Below are 24,810 nucleotides of genomic sequence, written 5' to 3'. Positions count from 1 at the left end.
AAATCCACTATATTCACAACGCGAATAATACCTTCACGCCCGCGCACCACCCCATGATTTCCTTACGTGATGTCGATCTGAACCTGCTGGTGGTCTTCCACGCCGTGCTCACCCACCGCAGTATTTCTCAGGCAGCCCGGGAGTTGGGCCTGTCGCAGCCTGCCGTCAGTAACGGTCTTGCGCGCCTGCGGCAAACGTTCGAGGACGAGCTCTTCACCCGAACGGGCACCGGCATGCAACCCACCCCGTTCGCCGAGGCGTTGGCCGAACCGGTGTCGGCTGCGCTCGCCGGTATCTCGCGGGCGATCAATCATCGGGAGGCGTTCGATCCGGCGAGCAGCCAGCGAGAGTTCACTTTGGCCATGACGGACGTTGGTGAGGTGTACTTCATGCCGGCACTGATCGATCTGTGCACCCGCCTGGCACCGGGCGTACGCATCAGCACGGTCCGGGCGTCGCTGCCCGACTTGAAGGATTCCATGGCGGCCGGACGCATCGATCTCGCCGTGGGCGCGTTCGACGACCTGACCGGACCGTTCTTTCAGCGGCGGCTGTTTCGACAGCAGTACGTGAGTATGTTTCGCATCGGACACGCGCTCGACACGCCCGATGCCGGGCTGGCGGAATTCAAGGCGGCGCGCCACTTGTTCGTGACGACGGGTGACAACCCCTATGCGCGCGTCAATCAATTGCTCTCACAGACAGGTTTCGGGAGCGACGCCAACTTCTGGGTGCCCCATTTCATCGCGGTCCCCTATGTCGTGAGCGCCAACGATCTCGTGGTCACGGTGCCGCAGAAATTTGCCGAGCGCGCCGCGGCACCGTTCGGACTTCACTTCGTCAAACCACCCCTGCGGCTTCCCGCGTTGCAAACCAATGTGTTCTGGCACCGGCGTTACCATCAGGACGCCGGCAATCAATGGCTACGCCAGTTGATCTCAGAACACTTCGTGGAATAAGGGGCGTGAGATGAGGGATCGGAGCTCAGGTATCACGCATCGCTGACGATGGCATGCCCTTGCGCCCGCAACCAGTCGTTCCAGGCAGCATCGAGCGCGTCGAACGCGGCTTCCATCTGCCCCACCGACGCCTGCGGGGCGAGGTGTTCGACCTGCGCGGCCAACGACGCCAGCGAACTCAGCCCGAACGCCATAAAGCCGCCTCGCAACCGATGCGCGGAATGGCGCAGCGTCTCACGCGAGACGTCGGCCAATGCGGCGCGGCAGTTCGCAATGTCCTGATCCGCTATCGTGACGAATGTGTCGAGCATGTCCGACAACGGCAAGCGCCAATCTTTTCGCGACGCCGTTTCCGGTGCCGGCTTCGGTGCGCTCTCGATCAGACGCGTCGACGCGGGCAACGGCGCAATGTCGACGCAAAGCGACGGGTAGCGGGAGCGAACCAGCTCGATCACCCGCAACAATGAACGCGCATCGACCGGCTTGTAGACGACCGCATCGTAAGGCGATTTCGCCTCACGATCGTTACGAAGCGTGACGTCTGCCGTTGCCACCACGACAGGCACGTGCGGTGCACGCGCCTTGATGTCCGTCGCCAACGCATGCCCGGAAATATGCGGCATGTTGGCGTCTGTGATCACCAGCATGTGCGAATCGGCGTCAAAGGCGTCGAGCGCTTCACGTGGATCGTGATAGCAGTCCACCATCGCCCCCAGCCCCTCCAACTGACGCGACAGCAACATGCCGCTGATCGGATGGTCATCCGCCACCAGCACGTACCATCCGGCCAGCGGCTTCACACGCGCCTGCGCATTCGCGGTGCCCGGCACCGGCAATTCCCCGTGGGTCGCCAGCCCCGGTCGAGGCGCCGAACCCAGCGCCTCCCAGAGTTCGGCCTGCTGGAAGAGCGCGATGTCACGCGGCCATACCGGCGCGCTGCCAGCAAGACGATCCACTGGGGTGGAACGCAACAAGTAGACTTCGGCGCCGGCCATTCCTCGCACGGGCCATTCGTCGGCGAACATCAACAGCCCCGAATCCTGCTCGCGGCCCAAGCCGGTGGACCAGGACACCGCGTCGTCATACCTGACCGGCTGGAAGCCGGCGCGGCGGATCAATGCGTCGAGATACCAGTGACGACGCGGCATCGCGCTGACGTAGGCGAACGTCTCCGGAGACTCCGCGACGACAGGCGCTTCGCTGTCCGGCGCCCAGGGCAGATGAAGCGTGAAGCGCATCGTCGTCCCCTTGCCCTCCTCGCTGTCGACTGCCAGCACGCCACCGAGCATGCCGACAAACTGGTGAGAAATCGCCAGTCCCAGCCCAGTGCCGTGCTGCATGCCCGGCTCGGTCGTACTCTTGCCGAACGGACGGAACAAGTCGGCAAGATCCGTAGCCGCGATACCGACACCGCTATCACTCACGGTAAAGGCCACATCGCAGCCCTGCATATCCGCACGCGTGACCATCGCGGCAAACGCAACGTGTCCGTTCTCCGTGAACTTGATGGCATTGCCGACGAGATTGGTCACGACCTGACCGAGTCGCAACGCGTCGGTATGCACCGCGCGCGCGAGCTGCGGATCGATCATCCAGTCGAGTGTCAGCCCCTGCAAACGCGCACGCCCCGTAAACGACAAACCGACCGCCTCAAGCTCCTTGAGCAGTGAGCAGTCGCGTGAATTCAATTCAAAACGTCCCACCTGAATGCGCGAATAGTCGAGCAGATCGTTGATGAGGTCGAGCAGGTTGCGCGTCGAGCTTTCCATCACGTCGACGTAATACCGGTGGTCATCACCCAGGTTCTGCGCACTGAGCAGTTCGATCGACGCGAGCGTGCCGTACAACGGCGTACGCATCTCGTGACTGACCGTCGTCAGGAACACGTCCTTGGCGCGATTGGCACTCTCCGCCGCCAGACGAGCCTTGCGTTGCTCCAGCTCGAAGCGCCGCTGCTCGGTGACGTCGGAAAGCGTACCTATCAACACCGGCTGCTCGCGAAATACGGTATCGACAAAACTCACGGCATAGTGGCGCTCGCCGGCGTCGTCGAGCGCACTCAGCAGCCGGCGCACCGGACGCGCAACGACTCCACTGTGAAGCTGACGGTACATGCGGGTGAGTTCGCCATCACCGAGATGGCGCAGCAGATCGACCGTGCCCGCATAGGCCGGATTGCTCATCACCACAGCGGGTTCGAACGGATCGATGATCGCCATGCCGACGGGCGCGGTTTCGATGAGGGTCTGCGTAAAGGCGTCGCGCTCGAGCAGCGCCGTGGTGCGCTGACGTGCCGGCTCGATGATGCGCTGACGCATGTAGCGCATACCCGCGTACACCCCTGCGGCATACAACAGCAGCAATAACGTGGCGCCCAGCAACAACGTAGCGTTCTCGCGCAGCAACTGCGCCGGACGCACCGCGTAGCGAACGTACCACGGGGTCGATGCCAGCCGGCGTTCGAAGACGAGCCGCTGACCATCGGTACGCAACGTCATCTGCGCACCGCCGAAGAGCGGCAACGTCACTAGCGTGCGCAAATGTCCCAACGACGAAAGCGGAAGACCGGCACTCGCGATCACGAGGCCGTCCTCCGAAATCAACTGGAGCGCTTCCCCGGTACGTTCGAGATGCCGCATGCGCGGCGGCACGATCATTTCGGGCGACATGCTGGTGCCGACGTAGAGCACCAGATGTCCGTTGAGATCGCGTATCGGCACGAAGCTCGACACGGTCTTCAGATGGGTGACGGGATGTTTGTAGTTGTACGTCCAGAACGGGCCGTCGCTGTTTCCGCGCACCCGCGCGTGATAGCGCTCGACCTTGTTGATCTCGGCGAGCATCGCCTGCGTATCGCGCGCCAGGTCGGCGGGACTGAAGGCCTCACGGCCGATGGCGGGCCGATACGTCGCAAAGGCGCCGTCGGCAGAAATGATGAAGGTTTCGTCCTGGGCGTCGAGCGGACTCCAGAAGTTGGCGTCGAGCACCATGAGCCGTAAGGTCAGACGCGCCAGCGACTCGGCGCGCTCCGGCGGGATATCCGCCAGCTTGACGATTTCGAATTCGCTATCCCACCCGACACCGTTGATGCGCCGGGCACTGCCGACCGGCATGGACACGAGCGGCTTGAGGATCCGGTCCGTCAGCGCCTGTGTCGCGCCGCCCGGACGAACCGAGCTGGCTTGTGTGGCCTGCGCCATTGCGCGGGCCTGCTCGTTGAAGATTTCCAGATCGCGGATTTCCCGGCCGACCGCAGCGAAGAACGACTCCGTTTTTTGCCCGCTTTGCCAGAGTGTGCCAAACAGCGCGTACGAGACGGCAGCAACCCAAACGGACAAACCGAACAAAAGGGCAAGCAGGCCACCAATGCGAAGCAGGCGGCCGGCGATCGCGATGTCACGCGTCATCGTTCTGGCAGGCATAGACTCCAACGTCTGTGAGCGCGGCGGACTCAGGCGGCACTCGGCGCTTCGGCGTCGCTATCGCGCCCGAACTGAACCGGGCTCGAGACATGCAGCTTGAACAGCTCCATGTCGGTCCGGCAACCCAGTTTGCACATCGCCATACGTTTCTGATTGTTGATCGTCTTGGCCGAACGCTTGAGCGCACCGGCAATCTGCGACACGTTCTGACCGTCCAGATACATGCGCAGCACTTCCATCTCCTTGGGCGAGAGCGGGCGGCGCGCGGTGGGCTTGCGGCGCATCTGCTCTTCGAGGATCTGCTCGGCGCGCCCACCGCGATAACTCATGCCCCGGCGGCAACGCTCCACGCAGACCGTGATTTCACGCAGATCATCGGATTTCGTCATCACGCCCAACACGCCACAGCTATCCAACGCATGGATGATGGCCGGCTGCTCGATCGACGTGAACACGATGATCTTCACATCGGGATACTTGCGACGTACGCGATTGATCATGACGAGACCATCGCCGAAGGCACCGCCCGGCATGCAGTAATCGGTGATCAGGACGTCGACGGAGTTCGTCTCGAGCGCCTTGAACAGTTCCGTTGAGTTGGAGACCGGAGGAAGCACGTGAAAACCCGGATCCGGGGAGAGCATTTCACGTAGCGTGGAGGCGACGATCGGGTGATCGTCGGCAATCAGAATCTTTACCATCATTTGCGAGATCCTTTTAGAAGAATTCAGTCACGGACGCGCGCGATCCTCCGCTTTGTCTGCGCGTCATGACGTCCCAAAAAGAGGAATGTGCGTCTTGCCGACACACCCGTTGGTCACGAAGTCGTAACCGCATTGCTGCCAGGCGACGAAGCGGGACTCGACAGTCCGGCGCAAAGGGCCTTCTCGCCCCTGCCTGTCGCCTGCGCTAGCCGTCGCTAGCCAGCGACATCGGCAGTCTTGGCGCCGTCGACGGTGGTCCAGGCCGAGCACGTCTTGTGCCCTGTCAACCGGGATGTGTCCGTGCCGATCACCGGCTTGACACAGTAACGAATGCGAACGCCGCGCAAGCCGGCCGAGGGCATCATTTCGCGGGCGCGCCCGACCACGCGAATGCGCGTCGGTCCAGATGCCGCTTCCCACAGATGCACGCTATCGGTCTCGGGCCAGTCCGCCATCCAGCGATACGAGCCGCTCACGACGACGCCGACTTGCGGCGTACCACTCATCTTGACTGCCGCGGCCACCGGTCGCATCCGCGTTTCGACTTCCCGCGGCACTGCATCCTGCGACTCCACGCGCGACAGCGATGTCCCTTCCATTTCCGATTCGGAAGCCGGGCCGCTCACACTTGCCGTCGATGCCTTGTATTCACTACATCCGACAAGCAGTGCAGCCACCAATGCGCCGCCCAAACGCATCAGGGTCGTCACGGCGCGCCGCCCACTTGCACGCCCAGCCTTCGGGCGGCTGGACGAATCGGCCAGGAAAGCGTCAACGTAGGTTGTGGTCATTGGTCCATTACCAATCGCATTGCCGCGTGACATCAAAACGTTACGCGTCACTTTCACGACCAGCGGAAATATAGGATAAATCTACAAAACCCTACCGTTTTGGAACTCTTTATAGGAAATATCCTAGTCCAAAATAGGAGGATCACCGTTCGCAGCTCACGTGGCGCACGCATTACATTGCATCTGTATGCGGGAAAAACTCAAGTGACGTAGTGCAAACGCTCACGCAGCGTTCTAATGGACAGTCAGGTGAGGAAAAGATTCATTCGAAAGGTGACTGTGACGCGAACCACAGTCCCTGAGTCACGCAAGACCGGCGTATCGAATATCAATAATTTCACTCGAAAGACGTTGCGAATTTCGAGGGATTTGGATGCGCGATTTAATAGCGAATCAACCACCAATTCAATCGATGGTATTTCTTGGGTTTGCGGGATTTACCGCTTTAAGAGAATCACGCGCCGAAGGCTTTAACGAACATTCCCAGCGCGACGGCGGCCATGAGCACAGAAAAGATTTGCTGAAGCCGGGTTGCGGCGAGACGCGGTGCGAGTGCACGCCCGAACAGCATTCCGGCGACCGCCCCAACGACGAACGTCCAGCCTTGCGCCCCCGGGTGCATGCCGTGCCACCAGGCGTTGGCGACGGTACCCGCGGAGATGAGCGCAATGACGAACAGCGACGTCGCCACGACACCGTGCACCGTGATGTCTGTGAAGCGGCGCAGCGCGGGAACGATCACAAATCCGCCGCCCACGCCCAGTAATCCCGACGCAAAGCCCGACACCGCACCGATAACACCGAGCGTGCCAGCCACTCGCCGCGTCCAATGCAGACGCCCCGTAGACGGATCCATACGGCACGGCGGCAGAGGCGCACAGGACACTGCCGCTCCGTTGTCGGCCGCCTTCGCCGCACCGCCTCGCGACGCCCGATACATGCGCGCCGCAACGATGAGCATCGCGACGGCAAACAGCCCGACGAGCCATCGCTCCGGCAGCCGATGCGCCATCCAGCTACCCAGCGGCGCCATGCAAACGCCAATTCCCGCCATCAATATCGCAGCCCGGTATCGCACAATCCCGGCACGCAATCCCTGCGCGCTACCGACCGCAGCGCTCGCGCCCACAGCGAGCAACGCCACGGGTCCCGCCTGTGGCACGCCCCACCCCAGCCCGAAGACCAATGCGGGAACGGCGAAAATACCGCCGCCAGCCCCGGTAAGACCCAGCACGAGACCGACAGCCGCACCCAGGACGGCGGCAGCAGACGAGGCACTCGAAAAGTCGGGAAACATGGGCGAGATCCGGCGAAAGGTGATTTGGCACACGATCCAAATCACTATTGGTCATATGCTTATGACGATGAATTATATAGAAATGGGCAATTCAGGAAAAGTCCCGGCGGTGGGTTGCCCTAACGATGGGCGCCACGATAAGGACCAATGACGGCAGATGAGGGGAACATGGCGTCGTCGCAAAACGCCAAGGCAAAATGAAAAGCGGCACTCCAGGAGTGCCGCGTGATCTGAAAACGAGGGAACAGACGAAATCAGACTAGGTGCGAGATGCCTCCGAGGGCGGCGTATTCTCCGCCTCGACAGCATCAAGTTCCGCGAGGATGTCGCCCGTGTGCGCGCCGGGTGCGGGCGGATCGATCCGGGTCACCGGGCTTTGTCCGTTCAACCGAACGGGCGAGACGATCGTGTGCGTCGTCTCGCCACTGGGCAGCACCATAGGCCGCACCCATCCCATGTGCGCGACCTGCGGATCGGCAAGCACGCGCGAATACGTGCTGATCGCTGTACAAGGCACGCCGACGGCAACGAGCCTTGCCAGCCAGACGCCTCGATCTTCCTGCACGAATACCGCTTCGAGCACGTCGCGCAACGCAGCCTGATGGCGAGCCCGCTCGCGCGCGTTACCGAACCGCGAGTCGTCGAGCAGATCGACCCGGTGCACCAGTGCGCAGATCGCCTGCCAATGGGCCGGTCCGTCGAGATCCATGCCGAAATACCCGTCGCGCGCCCGGAACGTGGGCCACGGTGCCACCGGGCCACCAAAACGTTTCCCGTCAGGACCGCTATCAGCGACATCGTCAGCCAGCGGAGAACTCCTGCCGAGTCCTGCCGCATCGGCCAGCGCCTGCCGTTGCCGGATCATCGAGGGCACGCTTTCGCCGACCGGTTGCACCATCGCCGCCGCAGGAACGAGCCCGGCCCGCTGGGCCGCTTCAGCCCCGGCGTCTCCGGCGCGCAGGGCCGCAATCGCGAGCGTCGCGCCGAGCATTGGCACGTCGATATGCACGCCAATCCCCTGCTGCTTCGCTGCGACCAACGCTGCCGAGACAGAGAATGCGGCGTAAAGGCCGGCGGCAAGATCGGCAACCGGCAGGTCGCGCGGCGGCTCGGCGCCGTGCGACGCCGCGCCGAGCATTCCTCTGAGCGCTTCAAGCGCGGGCACGCCGCCCTGTTGGGCCGCCGAGCGCGGGCCATCCTGACCAAAAGCGGAAATGGAGACGTAGACGAGATGCGGCTGAACACCGCTTAGCGCGTCATAAGCGAGTCCCGCACGCGACAGTGTGCCTGGCGGCAGACATTCGATGACGACGTCCGCCCCGCGCACCAGAGTGTGAGCAAGGCTACGGCCTTCGAGTGTGAGCAGATCCAGTGCCACGGATCGCTTGTTGCGCCGCAAACCCAACTGCGCGGTTTCGCCGAGCGGGTTCTGGCTATCGCTGGAAAGTTCGTCGACAGGTTCGTCGACCATGATGACGTCTGCGCCCATGTCGGCCAACAGCATGCCGCAATAGGCACCCGCCGCGCCGCGACAGAACTCAATGACGCGGATCCCCGTGAGTGGTGCGTTCAATATCTGACCCCTTTTTGCCTGACGGTTTGTTGTAGTTTTCAACCCTTGGCAACCGTCTGACGCGGCGTTGACGCATTCTAGAACAGTTACTCCACGCCGGTCACTGCGAAAAAATGGAGGGTCGACGGCGCGTTGCCACCGGGCAACAGGGGCGGCCGCAAAGCCCGTCAGGACATGCACCTGACATGAAAGGCAAGGCCTTGCGCACGCCTTCCCCGGCCTTCCACCCCCTCGCCCCAGCGGTCAAAGCCAGCCGGCTTTACGGAATTTGAGAAACAGCAGCAGGTCGATGATGGTCATCACGGCGATACAGATCGGGTAGCCGTAATGGAGCTTCAATTCGGGGATGTCGTCGAAGTTCATCCCGTAAATCCCGGCGATCATCGTGGGCACCGCAAACAACGCCGCGAACGACCCGAGACGTTTCGTCGTTTCGTTTTCCGACAGCGAAATCATGCCGAGATTGACGGACAGCGCGGTCGTCACCATTTCACGCAGCAAATCGATGTTCTTCGTAATGCGCTGAAGGTGGTCGAAGACGTCGCGAAAATACTCCTGCATCCCGCCACAAAGCTTCGGCGCCATCGCCCCGAACAGCTTGCTGACCGCTTCCATGAGCGGCACGCACGCGTGTTGCAGCGTAATGAGCCGACGTTTGAGCTGATAAAGATCCTCGATGATCGCGCGCCCTTTGGTGGGCGCATTCGGCGTGAAAATCTGCTCCTCGATGGCTTCGAGTTGCGCTTCGAGATCGTCGAACACTGGAAAGTAGCTGTCGACGATGGCGTCCATCAACGCGTAGAGCACGAAGATGGAACCCTGACGCAGCAGATGCGGCTCCTTCTCCGCACGAGCGCGCACCGCACCAAGTCCCTGCGTCGCGTTCGAGCGCACCGAGAGCACGTAGTTGTGCCCCGCGAAAATCGCCACCTCGCCGATCGAGAAGTCGCCGGCGTCGTCCTTGTTGAGCACGTGAAGCACGGCAAAGAGCGAGTCGCCGTACTGTTCGATTTTCGGACGCTGGTGACCGTGTTGCGCGTCTTCGACGGCAAGGTCGTGCAGACCGAACTCATGTTGCATCTGCGCCAGCTCTCCCGGGCCCGGGTCCTTGAGCGCCACCCAGACGAAGCAATGCGGACGTTCGAGATAGTCCGAGATTTCGTCGGGGTGCAGATCGGCAATCTTGCGGCCATCCTCATAGGCCACGCAATTCACTAGCATTCGTCTTCCTGGTCGAGGCGGCCGCCCTGCCCCGCGAGCAAACGCCGGGCGCAGTGAGCGCGCCGGCCGCCATCGTCCGCCGTCACACCTTGCGTGTCTCCCGCGCCTGCGCCGTCTGTTGCAGCGGCAGCCGGATATGAAGAATGCCCGCCTCCATTTCCTTGTCTTCGACAAAACCGAGATGACGGGCGAGTGTCAGCATACGCGTATTTGCCGAGAGCACATAGCCGATGAGTTCCCCAGTGCCCCGCTTGCGGCTGTAATCGACGATGTGCTCCATGAGCGCGCGTCCCAGGCCGCGCCCCTGCGCCGCCGGACTCACCGTCACCGCAAACTCGGCGACCGTGTTGTCGGGATCCGCGAGCGCCTGCACCACGCCGAGCAAACGGGTTTGCCCGGCCTCGTCCTTTTCCGTGGCGACGAACGTCATTGCGCGGTCGTAGTCGATCTGCGTGACGCGCGCCATCTGTGAGTGCGACAACTCCTTGATCAGCCCGAAGTAGCGGAACTGGACGTCTTGCGGTGTAAGCGTATGGAAGAACGCGTTGTACGCCGGCTCGTCCTCCGGCCGGATCGGACGCACCCGCACCGGCTTGCCGCCCGCATCCACGGTACTCTCCAGCTCCTGCGGATACGGCGCGATGGACAGCCGGCCATGTCCCGGCACGGCAGGCGCACGCGCCACGATGCGAGCGTCGAGCGCGAGCACACCGCGTGCGTCGGCAAACAGCGGATTGATGTCGAGTTCCGCGATTTCCGGCACGTCGCACACCAGTTGCGAGAGCTTCACCAGCGTCAGATAGATCGCCTCATGATCGGCGGCGGGACGATTGCGATACCCCGCCAGCAGCTTCGACACGCGTGCACGCGCCACCATGTCGCGCGCGAGATTCAGATTCAGTGGCGGCAGCCCGATCGTACGATCGGCAATGACCTCGACAGCCGTGCCGCCTTGCCCGAACAGCAGCACCGGCCCGAAAACGTTGTCGGTCGCCACGCCCACGATCAATTCGAACGCCTCCGCGCCGTTGGCCATGCGCTGCACCGAATAACCGGTCACGCGAGCGTCGGGTTTCGCGGCCAGCGCGCGCTTGCGAATCTGGCGCGCGGCCTCGCTCGCCTGTTCCGCCGTTTCGATGTTGAGCACGACACCGCCGACATCCGACTTGTGCGTGATGTCCGGCGAAATCAGTTTGACGGCCACCGGAAAGCCGATGCCCTTCGCCAACTCGCCCGCGAGTTCGGGCGTCTCGGCAACGAGCGTCTCCACGACCGGAATGCCGTAGGCAGCGAGCACGCCCTTCGCTTCCGGCTCCGTGAGAAGCGCCCGTCCCTCGCGCATGGCACTGTCGACGATGGCCCGCACACGCGCCACGTCGGGCGCGAATCCCGGCGGAATGGAGGGTGGCGTCTCCATCAGCAGCGACTGGTTGCGTCGATAGTTCACCGCTTCGAGAAACGCCCGGGCGGCGTTCTCCGGCGTGTCGTACGTCGGCAGGCCGGCCTCGCGGCAGATGCGACGCGCGCGCTCGGCCGTCTCGCCACCGAGCCAGCAGGTGAAGACGTTTTTCGGTGGCTTGGGTAACGCCGCAAGCGCGTTCGCAACGTCGAGACTCGGCATGACGGCCGTCGGCGCCTGAATGAACAGCACCGCAGCCGTCTCGGGGTCGCCGCACAGCGCGGCAAGCGTTGCCGTATAGCGATCGAGGTCGGCGTCCCCCCCGATATCGACCGGGTTGACCCGCCCCAGCGTCTTCGGCAGCGCGGCGTCGAGCGCCTCGCGCGTCGTGTCGCTCAGATGGGCGAGCTTGCCTCCCTCCAGTACGAGGGCGTCGGTGGCCATCACGCCGGCACCGCCGCCGTTGGTCATGATCGAGAGTTTGTCGCCGACGAACGGGCGCAGACGGGCGAGCGTCTCGACTGCGGCAAACAACTCGTCGGTCGTATCCACGCGCAGCATACCGGCGCGCCGGATGGCAGCGTCGTACACGTCGTCCGATCCGGCCAGCGCCCCCGTATGCGAGGCGGCTGCCTGCGCGCCCTCGGGCACGCGTCCCGACTTGATCACGACGACCGGCTTGTTACGTGCGGCGGCGCGCGCAGCAGACATGAACTTGCGCGCGTCGCGAATCGATTCCATGTACATCAGAATGGCGTCCGTGCCCGGGTCGCTCGCGAGATAGTCGAGCATGTCGCCGAAGTCCACGTCCGCGCTGTCGCCCATCGAGACGAAATGCGAAAAGCCGATCTCACGGGCATCGGCCCAGTCGAGCACAGCCGTCGTCAGCGCCCCCGACTGGGAGACGAAGGCGAGTTTGCCCGCCCGCGCGCCCATGTGCGCAAAGCTTGCGTTCAGGCCGATGCCGGGGCTCAGCAGCCCGATGCAGTTCGGCCCGAGAATGCGCAGCACATGCGGCTTCGCGTTCTTGAGCATGCGCGCCTGCAACGTCACGCCGTGGCGATCTTTCTCCCGTGCGAGTCCCGAGGTCAGCACGACCACCGCGCGAGTACCGCGCTCGCCGAGTTCCTTGATGAGATCGGGCACCGTCGATGGCGGCGTGCAGATGACGGCGAGATCCGGCGCCTGCGGCAAATCGCCGACATCCCGGTAGCACTTCAGACCGGCCAGCGTCGAATACTTCGGATTCACCGGATAGATGTCGCCCTTGAAGCCCCCGTCGACGACGTTCTGCAGCACGGTCGTACCCACGCGGCGCTCGCGATTGGACGCGCCGATCACGGCGACCGATTTCGGCTGGAACATCTGGCTCAGGTTACGGGTAGTCATAGCGGCTCCGGGGGGATGCAGAAGATGCAGGGGATGCGGGGCAGGACATGCAAACGCGCGCGCCGGGGTATGCCGGTGCGCGCGTTCGTCTTCGGCCTTCGGCGAATCGACCGAATCTGTCGGTCTGACAACGAGATGCGCGGGTCACGACACCGATGTCCGTCGAGGACCCGGCACCGTGCCCGTGCGTGTCGCGGGCACCCGAACGGATGCCCGGCAACCGCGTCACTCAGTCACTCACCGCGCAGGTGCGCTTCGACCTTCCACAGGTGATCGTCGACACCGCGCGAGATTTCGGTGAAGACGTCCGACGTGGTCGCGTCGCCGATTTCGGCGGACGCATCGATCAGGCCGCGAATGATCTCGCCATACGCGGCGAGCGCTTCGGCCAGTGCCGCGGCATGATCGAGACCGCGCTTGAACTCGTTCTTGTAAGTCGGCAGTTCAGTCTTCTGAGCCACCGTCTGCACGCGGCCATCAGCCACACCGCCCAGCGCGACAAGACGCTCGGCGCACAGATCGGCCCACTCGATGGCCGCGTTATAGACGTTATCGAACAACAGGTGCAGCTCAATGAAGCCCGGGCCATGCACGTTCCAGTGCGCCTGCTTCGCCTGACGCTGCACATCGATGCCGTTGACCAGCCCGCGACTCAGCTGATTGACCGATTCGATACGGATTTTTTCACCGAGGGTGTTACGCGTATGATTCAGAGCCATTTGACACTCCTGACGTCTGGCGGCCCGCAGGTCGCCGGGGGGAAGCCGTCGGCATCGGATACCGGCCGTGCTGCCTTGCTGGCCGGGCCCGTGCGGACGAAGGGAAACAGATGAGATGTGCGCTGAGTTCACCCTGTTTGCGAGGGGTCAGGACCCGAGGTGTCCCGAGGGCGCAGGCGACACACGGTGCCCTGCGCCTCGCAGTCTGAAACCGGCCATTGCCAGCAGCACGCCCCAGATGATGGCCCACGACCCGATCGCCCAGATCAGGGCAAGCGCGCCCGCGCCCGGCTGCCACATGATGAAGATGGCAAACAGAATGCTGAACACGCCGGACAGAATGACCCACAGTTCGCCCTTGATCTCGCGACGCAGCGCGATGCCGGCGGCCACCTGCAACACGCCGGTGACGAAACTCCAGGCCACGATATAGATGAGCAACGCCACGGCGGTCAACGCCGGGTTGAGATAAGTCAGGACTCCGATGACTATGCCCGCGATGCCTTGCAGCAGCGGCAGCCACCAGTCGGCATGCTCCTGACGCGCGCTCCATGCGCCGCCGAGCGAGAAGATGCCGTCCACGAACGAAAACGCGCCGAAACAGAGCACCAGCACCGCAATCGTCACGCCCGGTAACGCAAAGGCCGCGATTCCGAAGATCACGGCCAACACGCCGCGCAGCACAAGCAACCACCAGTATTTCGACAGAAGTCTGAGCATGGCATCCCTCTCGTGAAATATCCGCAGGCAGCGAACACGGGCGACTGACGGCCTAGCACACGTTTGATGTGATTGGGCGCCCGATGCGCGTCAAGAGGTCATTCTAGAGACGGCTTCGACGTGAGAGCAAGTGAAATATGTGCGAATGCTTGTGCCATCGGCAGCCACTTTGACGCGCGTCATCTGATGTCGATTTGCTGCGCCGCATGCCAGACGGCACTTCCAGTGCCGGCGCCCGCGAATCTCGCGCCAGCCCTGCGGCATGGGGCCGCACCTCACGACGTCACCCCACGATCGTTACCGGAAATCCCCCCGATCATGCGCACTGCGTCATAAGAGAACGTGCGCGTTGCGCGTATGTATCCGACACTCGCCGAGCGGCATTTCCGCCTTCTCTTGGGATCATTCCGAAAACACTTTGATCGGGCGTATTTCGGGCAAATGCCTTCATAAACTACGTAAAAAGCGTCCGAAACGTAGTGCGTGAACGGGCGTGATGTGCACGTGATGTGAACGTCAATAACGCAGTCCCCACAGCAATACATCGCTCTATCAAATAGGACTCCAAAGGAGAATTATCATGAACCGACCGTTGTTTTGTCTGGCCGTCTCCGGCATCGTCGCTGTGCTCGGACACAGCACCCCATCACACGCTGCCGTCTACTCCAATGGTTCGGCCACCGCGCAAATGCGGGTGCAACTGACGATCCTGCCCGGCTGCACGATCGCCGCCACCCCCATGACGTTCAACGCCGTGCAGGGCTCGGCGACTGGGCCGGTGGCGAGTACGTCGTCGCTCACGGTCATCTGCACGGCCTCCACCGGCTACAACATCGGCCTGAATGCCGGGACGGTGCCGAACTCCACGGAGACGAACCGCCTGCTGGCCGGCACACTCACCGGCAACACCACGACCATCCCGTTCGGCCTGTTCCAGGACGCCAACTACGCCACGCCGTGGGGCAACACGCAAGGCTCGAACACGCTGAGCGACTCGGGCACCGGCGTGCTCAAGACCTATACCGTCTACGGTCAGGCCACGCTGTCGGCCACCATGCCCGCGCCGGACGTCTACGCTTCGACGGTGACGGCAACCGTCTACTTCTGACACATCAGGTCAATCATGACGATCAAGCGTCCTCCGAGACCCGTCGTCCGGCGACCTACGGCCTACGCATGCGGCGGTGCCTTTGTCGCGCTGCTGACCCTCTGCGTGACCGACGGTAACGGCGCGACGCTGCAAGTCTCCCCCGTCATCGTCAACATTCTGCCCACGCAGCCCGCCACCACGCTTACGCTCGGCAACTCCGGCGATCTGCCGATTCACGGCCAGCTTCGGCTATACGCCTGGACACAGCGCAACGGCGACAACGTACTCACACCGACCGAGACGCTCATCGCCAGCCCGCCCATCGTGCGTATCGAGCCGGGCGAGCGGCAGATCGTCCGGCTCGTGCACGTTGCCCGCAAACCCGAAGGTAATGAACAGAGCTACCGGCTGCTGGTCGACGAACTGCCGTCGGCCGACGCCACGCCGTCAGAGGGCGTGTCCATCCGCCTGCGGTATTCGCTGCCGGTGTTCGTGCAGGCAGCCAACACGCGCGCGCCATCGCTGCATTTCGACGTACGCATGGCGCAAGGCGAGCTGGAAGTGCGCAACGACGGCGAGCGCCATGCCCAGCTTGGCGCGACACGGGTGCTCGATGCCTCCGGGCGCAGCGTCGAACTGACACGCGGCCTGCTCGGCTATGTGCTGGCGGGTCAGACACGCCGCTTTGCCGTGCGCTGGCCCGCAGGGGCGCCGCCGGTGGCCCCGTACACGGTGGAGTCGCGCATTGACGCGGTACCGATGCGCTTTGCCGCAGACGTCTCGCCGGATGGCGAGCGCTAGCCGTGCCGCCGCCCGCCGCGCTCTCAGGCGCGCCGCGCCAGTGCAGACCGGTGTCGCGCCCCGCGCCACGGGAGTGTCCGCTGCGGTCTCGATGAGCGCCGCGCTCGCCACGTTTGCGGCGCTCTCGACGGCATCGGCTGGTCCGGCGTTTGGCGCCCCGCCGGAGACCGACGACATCGATCGCACGCGCGCGCGTTCGGCATCGGCGCCGCACGCGCCCGGCGTGGCGTTGTTCGATGACGCGACACTGGCGGCCGCAGGCAAACGTACGCCTGCCGTCAGTGCCGACTCGACTCCGGTGCCAGGCATGACCGCGACCGCCGGCATCTCCCGGCTCGACGGCCCTTACGTCCTGGAAGTCATCGTCAACGGGGAATCGACCGGGCGCATCGCACCTTTCGCGAGACGGCAGGGCCGCTGGTACGCTAGGGCGGGCGACCTGCGTGCGCTCGGGCTCACGTCGCATCAGCTACCGCCGAACGACTCGACCGACGTCGCGCTCGATTCGCTCGACGGCATTCGCACCGCTTACGACGCGTCGCGCCAGACGATGGCGCTCGACGTCGGCGACGCGTGGCTCGCGCCATACCACCTGAGCAGCCCGCAGCCGCTGGTCATCGGCGCGAGCGCCGACCCTGGCGTCATCGTCAACTACGATGGCTACGTGCAACGTGACCGCTTCACCCGCGCGTCGCTGTGGAGTGAAGTTCGCGGCTTCTGGTCAGGCGGCACGCTCCAACAAACCGGCCTTGCCGAACACGCTCGCGGGCGTCACGGCTACCGTCGCTACGACACCTGGTGGCAGCACGACGACCCGTCGCGCCTCACCACCTGGATTGCGGGCGACCTCATCACCGGTTCGCTCTCATGGTCGCGCTCGTTGCGTATCGCCGGCGTGCAATGGCGCCGCAACTTCACGTTGCGCCCGGACCTCGTCACCTTCCCGATCCCTGCATTGCGTGGCAGCGCCGTCGTGCCCTCCTCCGTCGATCTGTATCTCGACGGCGTTCGACGCATGGGCGGACGCGTGCCGCCGGGCCCCTTCGTCATTCAGGAGACGCCGGGGCTGACGGGCGATCTGCAAGCGAGCGTGGTGACGCGCGATGCGCTGGGCCGCGAACGGATCACGACCGTCCCCCTCTATATCGACCCGCGTCTGCTCGCGCGCGGTCTGTCGAGTTTCTCCGTGGAAGCCGGTCTGCCGAGAGACGACTACGGCGTACGTTCGTTCGCGTACCGGCATCACCCTGTCGCCTCGGTGGCCGCACGCTACGGCGCGGCCGACACGGTCACTATCGAAGCGCAGGCACAGGCCGGCCGACGTCTCGCGCTGGGTGGCGCGGGTGCGCTCGTCGCACTCGGGCATGCGGGCGTCGTGAGTGCGTCGGCATCGATTTCCGGCGGACGCGGTACCGGCGGCCAGTGGAGTGCCGGCTATCAATACCTGTCGCGACGGGTGAGCATCGACGCACAGGTCATCCGCACCACCGGGCGCTATCGCGACATCGCAACGCTCGACGGCGTGCCGGTGCCGCGCGCCAGCGACCGCGTGACTGTGTCGATTCCGTTTGCGCGCAGCAGCACCGCATCGCTGGCATGGTTCGCGCAGCGTGCGTCGCGCCAACCGGCCACGCGTGTGCTGTCGGCCAGCCTCACGCTACCGGCGGGCACGCGCGGCATGCTCTCCATGGGCGGGTTTCGCGACTTCGCCCGGCGACGCTCCCACGGCGTCTTCGCCATGCTCAGCGTCTTGCTGGGCGGCACGGCAGACAGCGCGAGTGCTGCGCTGGGCAATGCATCGTTCAGTCAGCAGGACGGGCAAACGCAGGCGTGGGTCGGCGCGAGTCGCACGCCGGACTACAACGGCGGATGGGGATGGCAAGTGCTGGGCGGACGCGCGTTCTCGCAACGCACGATGCAGGGCGAGGTGCAGTATCTCGGCCGCCACGGCGAAATCTCGGCCCTCGCGCAACGCGTGGGACGTCAGTCGGGGGCTGCGCTGGGCATGACCGGCGCGCTGGTCGTCATGGACAGCAGCATCCACGCGACACGCCGCACCTACGACGCCTTCGCGCTGGTCAGCACCGACGCCCAAGGGCATGTGCCGGTGCTGCGCGAATCGGTGCCCATCGGACACACCGATTCGCGTGGCTACTTTCTGGTGCCCGACCTGAACGGTTACGAAGCCTCGCGCATCGGCATCGATCCCATGCATCTGCCCGCCGACCTGGAGGTCACCACCACCGAGCGGCGTGTGGCCCCGCAAGCACGCAGCGGCGTGCTGGTGCACTTCCCTGTGCGACGCTACCGGGCGGCACTCGTCACCCTCGTCGATGCGTCGGGACAGCCGTTGCGGCCGGGCACCTCGGTCCGTCATGTGCAAAGCGGGATCGTGACGGTCGTGGGGTATGACGGCGAAGTGTTCGTCGACGCACTCGGCGCGCGCAACACGCTTGAATCGCGTGACGGACGCCAGCGCTGCCGCGTCTCGTTCGACTGGACGACGCCACCGGAAGGACGTATTGCCCGCGTCGGCCCGCTGGCGTGTGTGGTGTTCGGCACGCTAGCGGGTGAATCGGCGTCGCCCCCGGCCTCGCCGGCAGCGAAGGATCCGGACAACCCTTCGCCATCGACGCCATCGTCACAAGAGAGCCACTCATGATCCTCAAGCGCGCATCGCTCGCCGCCGGATGCCTCGCGTTAGCCCTTAGCGCGCAGGCACAGACATGCGCGGTGGGTACGCCGACACTCGCCTTCGCCGCCTTCAGCCCGATTTCGGGATTCGCGCTCTCGGCCACCGGCACGTTTCCCGTGTCATGCACCTGGCCCGTGCTCGGCGGCAACCCGAACGTCAAACTCTGTTTGTCGCTCAACACCGGTCAGCCGCTCACGCTGACGAGCGCCGCGAGTGTCGGCAGCGTCATCAATTTCGGACTTTTCACCGATCCGTCGTTCTCGAATGCTTGGGGTAGTAGCACGAGCAACGTTATTTCGCTCACGATGGCGCGTCCGTTGCTCGGCGGCACGGTGACGCAGAACGTCAACTTCTACGGCAGGATTTCGGCAGGGCAGACCACGGTGCCGACCTCGGGCAGCAGCAATACAGTCTATTCGCGCACGTTCGCGTCGGCCGACACCGTACTGCAATACGCGTCCTACGCCGCCCTCTCGCCCGCGCCCGCGTGCGGCACGGCCATGACCGCTGTCCCCGGATCGCCGTTCACCGCCAATGTCACCGTCATCAACAACTGCACGATTGCTGCGGCCAACATCACGTTTGCGACGCAATCGGCACTCGCCAGTCCTGTTGCCAGCAGCGGGCAACTGAGCGTGCAATGCACGAAGAACGATGCTTTCCGGGTCAGCCTCTCGGGGGGATTGCTCGGGACCGTGACGTCACGCACGATGACCGGGCTGACGTCGAGCGTGCGCTATCAGCTGTATCTGGACAGCGGCTACGCCACGATCTGGGGGGATGGCACGGCAGGCACGTCGCAACTGACCGGCGTGGGCACCGGTCTGGTTCAGGTCATTCCGATCTTCGCGCTCGTCCCGTCACAATCGACGCCGGCCCCCGGCGTCTATACGGACACAGTGACGGCGACGATTCAGTTCTGAGCGCGCTCGGAGGAACGCTTGCGCAACGGGGTCAGACGGCTTCGGCGCGCGGCGGCTTGAGCGGTAACACCTGCACCCGGTCACCCTGCTTCACGCCGAGCGCCTTCGCGGCGAGCGGGCTGAGCGCAAACGCACGTCGCTCGGGACGCCCCGTCACCAGCGTGGCGCGGAACCCGTCCAGACCGAGGCATGCCACGAGATAGGGTTCGGCATTCGGCGCGACCGCAGGTGCCCCGTCATCGGTCGTCACGATGTTGACCGACAGGTAACGGCTATCGCGCGCCGCGCGCAAATCGGCCACCCGCGCTTCGAGTACCGGACCGCTGTCGAAGATATCGACGTGCGCGCCGGAGCGCATCCCTTCCTGCTCCAGCAAACGCCGCGCCGGTAACGTATCGCGGTGCGTCACGCCGATCGCCGCCTGTGCCTGCGGCGACAGGAAGTCGACGTAAATGGGGTATTTCGGCATCAATTCGGCAACGAACGACTTCTTCCCGATGGACGTCAGATAGTCCGCCTGATCGAAGTCGATCTTGAAGAAGTGCTGCCCGAGCGACTGCCAGAACGGGCTTTGTCCATCGTCGTCGAAAAATCCGCGCAGTTCAGCACACACGTGCGGGCCGAAGCGCTCGGGGAACTGCGCCATGAACAGGAAACGCGCCTTCGACAGCAAGGCGCCATTGCCGTGGCCTCGCCACTTGGGGTCGAGCAGCAGCGAGCAAAGTTCGCTGTAACCCGTGAGATCGTTCGACAGCGAGAGCGTAAGCATGCGCGACCACACGTTCAACTCGCGGCTCGCGTGGACGATGGTGTCCTTGCGATACGTGTAGAACGGCTGCTCCAGCCCAACGGCCGCTTCCAGCCCGCAGACGCCGGCGATCTCGCCGGTCTCGACGTCTTCCATCACGAACAGATAGCCCTGCTCGGCCGTAGGCGCCTGACCCTCGACCGTGGCGGCCACGCGCGTCAGACGCGCCTCCAGCGCCGCCCGGTCCGGCTTGAACGACGTCATCCCCGGGCCAGCCAGCGCCGCCAGGGCGAGCAACGCGGGCAGATCGCCCGGACGCGCCAGTCGTACCACTCGCAACGAATTCGCCGCGCCGTCGTGCGTGGGATCGGTGTCGGTGAGCGCGTGGGTTTGGGTCACCGCTTTCGATGGATGCGTCATGTGGGCATTCCGTGATGGATGATGGGAAGCGTTGGATCCGCTGGATACAACAAGGGCCGGAGCGACGTCATCCGTCGGTCCGGCCCGAAGTCCTGGGCATGGCTCAGGCCCTGGCGTGCAGAGAACGCAGCCGCGCGATCAGGCAGCCTTTGCCGTTGCTGCCACCGTCGCGACTGCCTTTTCCAGCGAGGCGAGACCCGCGTCAATGTCGGCGAACGGGATGTTCAGCGACGGCGCAAAACGCACCACGTCACCGCCCGCGACCAGCAGCATCAGGCCATTCTTCTCGGCTTCGCCCACGATGTCCTTCGCACGACCGGAAAATCCCGGCTTGAGCACGGCGCCGATCAGCAGGCCCATGCCGCGCACCTGTTCGAACACCCCGTGGCGGGCATTGATCGCTTCGATACCCTTGATGAAGTGATCGTGGCGCGCCTTGACGCCGTTCAGCGTCTCGGCCGTGTTGATCAGTTCCAGCACACGGCCGGCGATCGCCGTGGCCAGCGGGTTACCGCCGTACGTGCAGCCGTGCGTACCCGGCGAGAAGCTTGCCGCGATCTTGCGGGTCGTGAGAATGCCGCCAATCGGATAGCCGTTGCCCAGTGCCTTGGCCGTGGTCAGGATGTCCGGCGTCACGCCGTATTGTTCGTAGGCATAAAGCGTGCCGGTGCGACCGACGCCCGTCTGCACTTCATCGAAAATCAGCAACGCGCCGTGCTGATCGCACAGTTCGCGCAAGCCCTTCAGGAATTCCGGATCGGCCGGCAGCACGCCGCCTTCGCCCTGCACCGGCTCGACGATGACAGCCGCCGTCGCGTCCGAAATCGTCGCCTTGACGGTCTCGAGATCGTTGTACGGCAGATGCATGATGCCGGCCGGGATCGGACCGAAACCTTCGGTGTACTTGGCCTGACCACCCACGCTCACGGTGAACAGCGAGCGGCCGTGGAACGAGTTGTAGAACGAAATGATCTCACTCTTTTCCTTGCCGCCACGCTCCGCAGCGTGATCGTACGCATAACGACGCGCCAGCTTGAGTGCCGCTTCGTTGGCTTCGAGGCCCGAATTGCAGAAGAACGCCTTGTCGGCGAACGTGGCCTCGGTGAGCGCCTTCGCCAGACGCAGCACCGGCTCGTTGGTGTAACCGTTGCCGATGTGCCAGACCTTGCGGGCCTGTTCTTCGATGACCTTCACCAGTTCCGGGTTGGCATGGCCGAGCGCGTTGACCGCGATCCCGCCGGTGAAATCGACATACTCGCGACCTTGCTGATCCCACATGCGCGAGCCTTCGCCGCGCACGGGCACCATCTGGGCAGGAGCGTAATTGGGCACCATCACGTCGTCGAACGTCTGGCGGGTCACAGCGATTTGCTGGCTCATGACTACCTCGTGAAATCGGAGTGCAATCTGCGATTGCGGGGCAACGTCGGACATAGGTCGCTGCCCTATGAAAAAACCTGGCGAATGGCTCAGGGTGCCTGCGACGCGCCGGTGCTCGGAGTCACTCGGCGCGCGTACCCTCGCATTGTAATCAGATGCGGCGCGCGGATATACCTCTGCGCGCGTCGCGGTCGTGAGAATTCGTGAGAATTACAGGACCTTGCGCAAAAATTCGCGCGTGCGTTCGTGCTTGGGCGCCGTGAAGATCTGCTCGGGCGGACCTTCTTCCATGATCACGCCCTGATCGATGAAGAAAACACGATCGGCCACTTCCCGTGCAAAACCCATTTCATGGGTCACCACGACCATCGTCATGCCTTCTCCGGCGAGCGACTTCATGACTTCCAGCACTTCGCCGACCAGTTCCGGATCGAGTGCGGACGTCGGCTCGTCGAACAGCATCACCGTTGGCTTCATGGCGAGCGCGCGAGCAATCGCCACGCGCTGCTGCTGGCCGCCCGAGAGCTGGTTCGGGAACGCGTCGATCTTGTCGATCAGACCGACCTTCCGGAGCAGTTGCTCGGCGATGGTCACCGCCTCGGCCCGCTTGATGCCGTTCACCTGCATCGGTGCAAGAATCAGATTCTCGAGCACAGACATGTGCGGGAACAGGTTGAAGCGCTGAAACACCATGCCCACGCTCGCACGCATGGCATTCATGTCGGTCTTCGGATCTTCCACGTGGAAACCGTTGACGAGCACTTCGCCGCCCGACACATCTTCCAGACCGTTCAGGCAGCGCAGAAAGGTGCTCTTGCCGGAACCCGACGGCCCGATCACGCACACCACTTCCTTTTCTTCGATGCGGCACGAAATGCCGCGCAGTACGTGCGCCTCGCCGTACTGCTTTTGCAGGTTATTGACGACGATCACCTTTGCCGTACCTCGTTTCCAGATGTTGAACAAATGCCGACAGCACCAGCGTGATCACCCAGTAGATGAGCGAAATCGTCAGATACGGCTCCCAGTAACGGGCGTAGGCGCCCGACACGGTACGTGCCGCGTACGCCAGTTCCGCCAGACCGATGGCCGACGCGAGCGACGAATCTTTCACGATGGCGATGGCGTTGTTGCCCAGCGGCGGCAGCATGCGGCGGAACGCCTGCGGCAACACGACCTTGCGCAGCGTCTGCATATAGGTCATGCCCAGCGAGCGGGCGGCTTCGGCCTGGCCCCGGTCGATCGACTGGATACCGGCACGAAAGATTTCCGACACGTAAGCGCCGGCGTTGAGCGAGATCGCCAGCACGGCCGACATGAACGCGCCGTACTGCGAGCGGATTTCACGGGCGAAATCACCGCTCACGAGCAGGCCGCCCGACGGATTGATCAGCACGGGCATCAGCGCGAAGTGAATCAGCAGAATCTGCACGAACAGCGGCGTGCCGCGGAAGAAGCTGACGTAAAAGCGCACCGGATATTGCACCGCGTAGCGCAGAAAATACTTATAGAAGCCGTGACGCGCTTCGGCCAGACGGCCAACGCCAAGCACGAGCCCAAGTAACGTGCCGGCGATCACACAGATCACCGTGCACTTGAGCGTCATCAGCGTGCCCTCGACGAACAGGGGCATGTATTCGCTGATGATGTTCCACTGGAACCCACCCATGAAGCACCTTTCTCACAAAATGAAACGGACCGGAAAGCCTCGACTACCCGGCAGAAAAAACGCTCGCGGCCCGGGGATGACGTCGTAACTCGACGATCAGCTCACGGGCCGCGAGTGGCCAGAATCTCTGGCGCGCGTGGCGCGAATCTTACACGCGTTGAATGCGGTGCGCCGGTTTACTGCTGCGGCAGGGTCGGCACGTCGGCGTCGAACCACTGCTTGTAGATCTTGGCGTAGGTGCCGTCAGCCACGATCTTCTTCAGGCCGGTGTTGATCTTGTCGAGCGCGACCTTGTTGCCTTTCTTCACCGCGATACCGAAGTACTGACGCTTGAACTTGTTGTCGTAGACCAGCTTGAACGGCTTTTCCGGGTGGCTCTTGATGTAGAACTTGATCACGCCGACGTCGCCCACGGCGGCGTCCACACCACCGCGATACAGCTCTTCGAGCATGAGCGGCGTGTTGTCGAAGCGGCGGATGGCGGTGCTCGCCTTGCCCAGTTCTTCCGAGACGGCGATGTCGCCGGTGCTCGAATTGACCACGCCGACCTGGAGCTTCTTCAGATCGGCCAGACCCGTGACCTTTGCGGTCGGTGCGGTGATGATGACCTGATCGGCCGGGAAGTACGGGGCCGAGAAGTCGACCATTTCACGACGCTTGTCGGTAATGGTGATGCCGGAAATGATGATGTCGCGATCGCCCTGATCCAGGGTGGCGAAGATGCCTTCCCACGGCGTGCTGACCAGCTTGACGTTGAAGCCGCCGGCCTTGCCGATCGCCTTGATCACGTCGATATCGAAGCCGACCAGTTCCTTTTGCGGCGTTTCGAATTCGAACGGACGGTACGTGCCGCCTGCCCCTACGGTGTAGGTCGGATCGGCGGCCTGCGC

Annotated in this window: 19 protein-coding genes; 5 read left to right on the top strand and 14 right to left on the bottom strand. The window is 63.7% G+C overall.

Annotated elements, in window-relative coordinates; all coding sequences use genetic code 11:
* Nucleotides 1-53: 53 nt before the first annotated feature.
* Nucleotides 54-959 (top strand): LysR family transcriptional regulator, encoded by a 906-nt coding sequence (locus C5N93_RS22720; protein WP_242561383.1) that lies wholly within the window; start codon nucleotides 54-56, stop codon nucleotides 957-959.
* A gap of 32 nt (nucleotides 960-991) precedes the next feature.
* Here C5N93_RS22720 and C5N93_RS22715 read toward each other — a convergent pair whose 3' ends face one another.
* From C5N93_RS22715 to C5N93_RS22675, 9 genes are all read right to left on the bottom strand, one after another.
* Nucleotides 992-4,381: an ATP-binding protein gene (locus tag C5N93_RS22715; RefSeq protein ID WP_242561008.1), complete on the bottom strand. Its 3,390-nt coding sequence runs from the start codon at nucleotides 4,379-4,381 to the stop codon at nucleotides 992-994.
* Nucleotides 4,382-4,410: 29 nt separating this feature from the next.
* Complete coding sequence (locus C5N93_RS22710; RefSeq protein WP_069343144.1) at nucleotides 4,411-5,085, bottom strand: response regulator transcription factor; 675 nt, start codon at nucleotides 5,083-5,085, stop codon at nucleotides 4,411-4,413.
* 215 nt (nucleotides 5,086-5,300) lie between these two features.
* On the bottom strand, nucleotides 5,301-5,876 hold the full coding sequence (locus C5N93_RS22705) for a hypothetical protein (RefSeq protein ID WP_150720382.1): 576 nt from the start codon (nucleotides 5,874-5,876) through the stop codon (nucleotides 5,301-5,303).
* A gap of 454 nt (nucleotides 5,877-6,330) precedes the next feature.
* Nucleotides 6,331-7,173, bottom strand: coding sequence for a sulfite exporter TauE/SafE family protein (locus C5N93_RS22700; RefSeq protein ID WP_242561007.1), 843 nt, complete (start codon nucleotides 7,171-7,173; stop codon nucleotides 6,331-6,333).
* 259 nt (nucleotides 7,174-7,432) lie between these two features.
* A complete protein-coding gene (locus C5N93_RS22695) occupies nucleotides 7,433-8,746 on the bottom strand; it encodes a CoA transferase (RefSeq protein WP_242561006.1) in 1,314 nt (437 codons plus the stop codon).
* 243 nt (nucleotides 8,747-8,989) lie between these two features.
* Nucleotides 8,990-9,967 (bottom strand): magnesium/cobalt transporter CorA, encoded by a 978-nt coding sequence (gene corA, locus C5N93_RS22690; protein WP_242561005.1) that lies wholly within the window; start codon nucleotides 9,965-9,967, stop codon nucleotides 8,990-8,992.
* An 82-nt stretch (nucleotides 9,968-10,049) separates the two neighbouring features.
* The gene (locus tag C5N93_RS22685; protein WP_242561004.1) at nucleotides 10,050-12,755 is read right to left on the bottom strand and encodes a bifunctional acetate--CoA ligase family protein/GNAT family N-acetyltransferase; all 2,706 of its coding nucleotides are present in this window, start codon (nucleotides 12,753-12,755) and stop codon (nucleotides 10,050-10,052) included.
* 233 nt (nucleotides 12,756-12,988) lie between these two features.
* Nucleotides 12,989-13,474: a DNA starvation/stationary phase protection protein Dps gene (dps, locus tag C5N93_RS22680; protein WP_150720387.1), complete on the bottom strand. Its 486-nt coding sequence runs from the start codon at nucleotides 13,472-13,474 to the stop codon at nucleotides 12,989-12,991.
* 147 nt (nucleotides 13,475-13,621) lie between these two features.
* Nucleotides 13,622-14,194, bottom strand: a complete 573-nt coding sequence (locus C5N93_RS22675) for an HdeD family acid-resistance protein (protein WP_150720388.1) — start codon at nucleotides 14,192-14,194, stop codon at nucleotides 13,622-13,624.
* 580 nt (nucleotides 14,195-14,774) lie between these two features.
* Between C5N93_RS22675 and C5N93_RS22670 the strand changes: the two genes are divergently transcribed.
* The 4 genes from C5N93_RS22670 to C5N93_RS22655 all read left to right on the top strand — a co-directional run bounded on the left by C5N93_RS22670 (nucleotide 14,775) and on the right by C5N93_RS22655 (nucleotide 19,703).
* Complete coding sequence (locus C5N93_RS22670) at nucleotides 14,775-15,302, top strand: spore coat U domain-containing protein (protein WP_242561003.1); 528 nt, start codon at nucleotides 14,775-14,777, stop codon at nucleotides 15,300-15,302.
* A gap of 105 nt (nucleotides 15,303-15,407) precedes the next feature.
* The gene (locus C5N93_RS22665) at nucleotides 15,408-16,085 is read left to right on the top strand and encodes a fimbria/pilus periplasmic chaperone (protein ID WP_242561002.1); all 678 of its coding nucleotides are present in this window, start codon (nucleotides 15,408-15,410) and stop codon (nucleotides 16,083-16,085) included.
* A complete protein-coding gene (locus C5N93_RS22660; protein ID WP_242561001.1) occupies nucleotides 16,072-18,747 on the top strand; it encodes a fimbria/pilus outer membrane usher protein in 2,676 nt (891 codons plus the stop codon). Before C5N93_RS22665 ends, C5N93_RS22660 begins: the two co-directional genes overlap by 14 nt.
* Complete coding sequence (locus C5N93_RS22655; protein ID WP_242561000.1) at nucleotides 18,744-19,703, top strand: spore coat U domain-containing protein; 960 nt, start codon at nucleotides 18,744-18,746, stop codon at nucleotides 19,701-19,703. The genes C5N93_RS22660 and C5N93_RS22655 overlap by 4 nt, the downstream gene beginning before the upstream one ends.
* A 31-nt stretch (nucleotides 19,704-19,734) precedes the next feature.
* On the opposite strand, the gene astA is transcribed toward C5N93_RS22655, so the two are convergent.
* The 5 genes from astA to C5N93_RS22630 all read right to left on the bottom strand — a co-directional run.
* Nucleotides 19,735-20,790, bottom strand: a complete 1,056-nt coding sequence (gene astA, locus C5N93_RS22650) for an arginine N-succinyltransferase (RefSeq protein ID WP_242561382.1) — start codon at nucleotides 20,788-20,790, stop codon at nucleotides 19,735-19,737.
* A 219-nt stretch (nucleotides 20,791-21,009) separates the two neighbouring features.
* Nucleotides 21,010-22,251, bottom strand: a complete 1,242-nt coding sequence (locus C5N93_RS22645) for an aspartate aminotransferase family protein (RefSeq protein ID WP_242560999.1) — start codon at nucleotides 22,249-22,251, stop codon at nucleotides 21,010-21,012.
* Between the two features lie 210 nt (nucleotides 22,252-22,461).
* A complete protein-coding gene (locus C5N93_RS22640; RefSeq protein WP_242560998.1) occupies nucleotides 22,462-23,184 on the bottom strand; it encodes an amino acid ABC transporter ATP-binding protein in 723 nt (240 codons plus the stop codon).
* Nucleotides 23,168-23,920: an amino acid ABC transporter permease gene (locus C5N93_RS22635; protein WP_069343131.1), complete on the bottom strand. Its 753-nt coding sequence runs from the start codon at nucleotides 23,918-23,920 to the stop codon at nucleotides 23,168-23,170. Before C5N93_RS22635 ends, C5N93_RS22640 begins: the two co-directional genes overlap by 17 nt.
* Nucleotides 23,921-24,096: 176 nt before the next feature.
* A partial coding sequence (locus C5N93_RS22630; RefSeq protein ID WP_242560997.1) for a basic amino acid ABC transporter substrate-binding protein occupies nucleotides 24,097-24,810 on the bottom strand: 714 nt, incomplete at its 5' end.

Origin of the sequence: Pandoraea sp. LA3, assembly GCF_022696215.1 — a bacterium.
In the GTDB taxonomy this organism is placed as follows: domain Bacteria; phylum Pseudomonadota; class Gammaproteobacteria; order Burkholderiales; family Burkholderiaceae; genus Pandoraea; species Pandoraea capi.
The sequence above is the reverse complement of the archived record's forward strand: the minus strand, read 5'-3'. Positions and strand labels throughout refer to the sequence as shown.

Bases quoted from the DNA above. Each gene is read 5' to 3' on its own strand.
- C5N93_RS22720 (WP_242561383.1), top strand. From the start codon at position 54: ATGATTTCCTTACGTGATGTCGATCTGAACCTGCTGGTGGTCTTCCAC.
- C5N93_RS22670 (WP_242561003.1), top strand. From the start codon at position 14,775: ATGAACCGACCGTTGTTTTGTCTGGCCGTCTCCGGCATCGTCGCTGTG.
- C5N93_RS22655 (WP_242561000.1), top strand. From the start codon at position 18,744: ATGATCCTCAAGCGCGCATCGCTCGCCGCCGGATGCCTCGCGTTAGCC.
- corA (WP_242561005.1), bottom strand. From the start codon at position 9,967: ATGCTAGTGAATTGCGTGGCCTATGAGGATGGCCGCAAGATTGCCGAT.
- C5N93_RS22685 (WP_242561004.1), bottom strand. From the start codon at position 12,755: ATGACTACCCGTAACCTGAGCCAGATGTTCCAGCCGAAATCGGTCGCC.
- C5N93_RS22700 (WP_242561007.1), bottom strand. From the start codon at position 7,173: ATGTTTCCCGACTTTTCGAGTGCCTCGTCTGCTGCCGCCGTCCTGGGT.
- C5N93_RS22710 (WP_069343144.1), bottom strand. From the start codon at position 5,085: ATGATGGTAAAGATTCTGATTGCCGACGATCACCCGATCGTCGCCTCC.
- C5N93_RS22715 (WP_242561008.1), bottom strand. From the start codon at position 4,381: ATGCCTGCCAGAACGATGACGCGTGACATCGCGATCGCCGGCCGCCTG.
- dps (WP_150720387.1), bottom strand. From the start codon at position 13,474: ATGGCTCTGAATCATACGCGTAACACCCTCGGTGAAAAAATCCGTATC.
- C5N93_RS22635 (WP_069343131.1), bottom strand. From the start codon at position 23,920: ATGGGTGGGTTCCAGTGGAACATCATCAGCGAATACATGCCCCTGTTC.
- C5N93_RS22705 (WP_150720382.1), bottom strand. From the start codon at position 5,876: ATGACCACAACCTACGTTGACGCTTTCCTGGCCGATTCGTCCAGCCGC.
- C5N93_RS22645 (WP_242560999.1), bottom strand. From the start codon at position 22,251: ATGAGCCAGCAAATCGCTGTGACCCGCCAGACGTTCGACGACGTGATG.
- C5N93_RS22660 (WP_242561001.1), top strand. From the start codon at position 16,072: ATGGCGAGCGCTAGCCGTGCCGCCGCCCGCCGCGCTCTCAGGCGCGCC.
- C5N93_RS22675 (WP_150720388.1), bottom strand. From the start codon at position 14,194: ATGCTCAGACTTCTGTCGAAATACTGGTGGTTGCTTGTGCTGCGCGGC.